The organism is Chamaesiphon sp. GL140_3_metabinner_50, from assembly GCF_025361915.1.
Classification (GTDB): Bacteria; Cyanobacteriota; Cyanobacteriia; order Cyanobacteriales; family Chamaesiphonaceae; genus Chamaesiphon.
Window position 1 is genome coordinate 1 of record NZ_JANYJC010000125.1, and the last position, 3,304, is coordinate 3,304.

Annotated in this window: 4 protein-coding genes; 2 read left to right on the forward strand and 2 right to left on the reverse strand. The window is 43.5% G+C overall.

What is annotated here, in order from left to right; all coding sequences use genetic code 11:
- Both Q0R35_RS06675 and Q0R35_RS06680 read left to right on the forward strand, forming a co-directional pair.
- The coding region (locus Q0R35_RS06675; protein ID WP_295615313.1) for a prohibitin family protein at positions 1 to 558 on the forward strand (558 nt) is incomplete at its 5' end.
- A gap of 305 nt (positions 559 to 863) precedes the next feature.
- On the forward strand, positions 864 to 2,234 hold the full coding sequence (locus Q0R35_RS06680) for an MATE family efflux transporter (RefSeq protein ID WP_295615314.1): 1,371 nt from the start codon (positions 864 to 866) through the stop codon (positions 2,232 to 2,234).
- A 19-nt stretch (positions 2,235 to 2,253) separates the two neighbouring features.
- Here Q0R35_RS06680 and Q0R35_RS06685 read toward each other — a convergent pair whose 3' ends face one another.
- Together Q0R35_RS06685 and Q0R35_RS06690 are read right to left on the reverse strand one after the other, a co-directional pair.
- The gene (locus Q0R35_RS06685) at positions 2,254 to 2,853 is read right to left on the reverse strand and encodes a hypothetical protein (protein ID WP_295615315.1); all 600 of its coding nucleotides are present in this window, start codon (positions 2,851 to 2,853) and stop codon (positions 2,254 to 2,256) included.
- Between the two features lie 64 nt (positions 2,854 to 2,917).
- Positions 2,918 to 3,127 (reverse strand): hypothetical protein, encoded by a 210-nt coding sequence (locus tag Q0R35_RS06690; RefSeq protein WP_295615316.1) that lies wholly within the window; start codon positions 3,125 to 3,127, stop codon positions 2,918 to 2,920.
- Positions 3,128 to 3,304: the final 177 nt, after the last annotated feature.

Consider the following 3,304-nt stretch of genomic DNA (forward strand, 5'->3'; position numbering starts at 1 on the left):
GACTTACAAGATTTAACTGCTAGCTTCGCCATCAATTTTCGGTTAGATCCATTACAAGTCGTCAATATTCGCCGTACCCAAGGGACGCTTCAAAATATCGTCTCTAAAATTATTGCGCCTCAAACTCAAGAATCTTTTAAAATTGCCGCCGCTCGACGTACGGTAGAAGAAGCAATTACCAAACGCGACGAACTCAAACAAGATTTCGATCTCGCTCTCAGCAATCGTCTGGAAAAATATGGAATTATCGTTCTCGATACCAGCGTTGTCGATCTAGATTTCTCGCCCGAATTTTCTAAAGCAGTAGAAGAAAAACAAATCGCCGAACAACGCGCTCAAAGAGCCGTCTACGTCGCCCAAGAAGCCGAGCAAGAAGCCGAAGCCAATGTCAACCGCGCCAAGGGGCAAGCCGAAGCCCAACGCCTATTACGCGAAACCCTGACAGCCGAATTATTGCAAAAACAAGCAATCGATAAATGGGATGGTAAATTCCCTCAAGTCATGGGCGGTAATGGTGTACTTCCGTTTATTAATATCGATCCGAATCAAGTTAAATAAACTTAGATCTTGCCTCGAAATATAGTTAATAGTTTTTAGTGAATAGTACTTAGGAATGAAGAGTTAAGAATATACATATCTGTAGGTTGAGTTTCGAGGCTCAACCCAACCTACGTAAGTTATTTAATCCTCATTCGTTGGGAGTGAGTTTTGAGGCTATTTCATCAGTTTTATGTACTAGGGTACGTTATGAGATTGACCGTGAGTTCGATCGCATCTGCAATATTTTAGACAACAACAGATCCCCGAATTCTTCAATAATTCGGGGATCTGCCTCACTGGTAGTAATTCACAATTTGGAGCAAATGACTGACAGCAAATCTGCGTTAAATAGATCGCCAATTTATCTAGAAATTAAAGAATTTCTCAAACTTGCTATCCCCCTAGCAGGCGTTCAACTCGCGCAAGCAGCGATCGGGTTTGTCGATACTTTAATGATGGGGCGGATGGGGCTAGAAACCCTCGCTGCGGGTGGATTAGCCGCTCTGACATTCAGCGTATTTTTGTATACGACTTCAGGGATTTTAATGGGCGTAAGTCCGATCGTGGCTACCGCTTATGGTGCTGGCGACAAGCCCCAAATCGAGCGGATCGTCCGTCAAGGCTGTCTGCTCGTCGTTGGGCTAGCTATTCCAGTTTCACTCGGTATTGCCAATTTCGACCTGCTGATGCGCCATTTAGGGCAAGCTGAGACGACGGTGGTATTGGGCAACACTTATCTAGAGATCATGGTGTGGGGATTTTTCCCCGCCTTGGGTTTTGCCCTGTTGCGGAGCGTTGTGGCGGCGATGTCTCACACTAAGGTCGTCATGGCGATCGCGATCGGTGGGACGATAATTAATATCGTCGGCGACTATGCGCTCGGCTTTGGTAAATTGGGATTTCCGCAATTGGGAATCGCTGGTTTAGCACTAGCCAGCATCTTGGCAATCTGGGCGATGTTTCTATCGTTAGTCATCTACATTCTTACCCAAACAGAACTCAAAACCTATCGATTTTTTCGGCAGATCTATCAATACGATTTTCAGATTTTAACATCATTAATCCGCGTCGGCGTACCGATCGGCGTTGCTACCGCCTTAGAAATCGGACTATTTACGATCGTCACTTATCTCATGGGCATATTAGGTACCGAAGTACTCGCAGCACATCAAGTTATTCTCCAAACGATCGCGATTACATTTATGGTACCGCTGGCAATGTCTTATGCGGCAACGATTCGCGTCGGACGAGAAATCGGGCAAAATAATTTAGCAGGTGCGATTCGCGCCACCTATGTTAGCGCGGCGACTGGCTTAGGATTTATGCTGCTAATGGCAGCAATTTTATTAATATTTCCCGATCGCATTATCGGCATTTTTATCGATATTAACGATCCAAAAAATGCCAATGTTGTCACCTTAGCTACTGGTATGATGACGATCGCAGCTATTTCCCAAGTTTTAGATGGCCCTCAAAAGATTATCATTGGTGCCCTCTATGGGTTGCAAGATACTCGCATTCCCATGTTACTCAGTCTGTTTGCATTCTGGGGAATTGGCTTGACGAGCGGCTATTGGCTGGGATTTCACACCGCACTCGGCGGTAGCGGCTTATGGATCGGGCAATCGATCGGCATTGCCATTTCCGCAGTCATCTTTTGGTGGCGTTTTCATTACTTATTAGGGAGAAAATAGGTAATATACAAGAGATTTGCTAATGACTCTCAATCATCCATTTGAGAATACCTAAAACTCGCTCGACTGGCATAATTTGATACTCATTGGCATCGATGGTTACATTTTTATCTTCAAGCTTGAGAAATTGCCATAGCCGCCCACTGGTCACACTACCATAAATAACCGGAATCGCTCTACCTTTACTAGCATTGAATAACTGTGCTGCTACCATTTCAGCGATACACTGACCCAATCCCAAATCTAATTCTCCTCGCTTGGCTTCTACCAACATTATTACCGGAGCTTGAATTAAATAAGGAGTTGTCGATTTACTCAACAAAAAGTCACAAAATCCATTCAGACCCCGTTCTTTATCTACACTAAATTCTTCACCAGAAAACAACTCAACCGAATTATTGACGAGCTTTCTGACTTCTAATAATACTGGCGAAATTAATAGTTCCGATTTGGCTTTTTCAGATCTAGCTTGTTGTGCTAGTGGAAACCACTCCTTAAAAATGGCTAAAAACAATTCGCTTGGAATTGCAACTGGTAAATCCTCACAAAAGGGCAATCCAGATAGCGTTAGTTCAAATCGATCGGTAACTTCTGGTAAAGTGAAGTTGTTATAAGCCATATTGACGATCGTAGTGCAAAACTAATTATTCAAGGTTTAACTTAGATAGAAATCACCCTGTCGATTAGTTCGCCGCCTCGCCAGAAGTTGTCGATTCAATTTTTTGGGCTAAGTTTTCTTCCCACCGTGGATCGCTAGGATCGATAGTAATCATCCGTCCCGATCCTTTAGATCGATCTACATACACATGAAAAGCCTGAATATTTTCACCATGGGTAAGCACGTATTGATGTAGCTCATCAAGATCCATTGTTGCATAATTAGTTGATGTCATGGCTTGCAATCCCACATTACAACTGGTTGAGGGCTAGAGCTTGTATATTTCCTAATATATCGCACCACAATATCAAATTTACGGTTTAATCTGCCGTTTTCTGCTTTTCATGTGTATGTAGATCGATCTAAAGGATCGGGACGGATGATTACTATCGATCCTAGCGATCCACGGTGG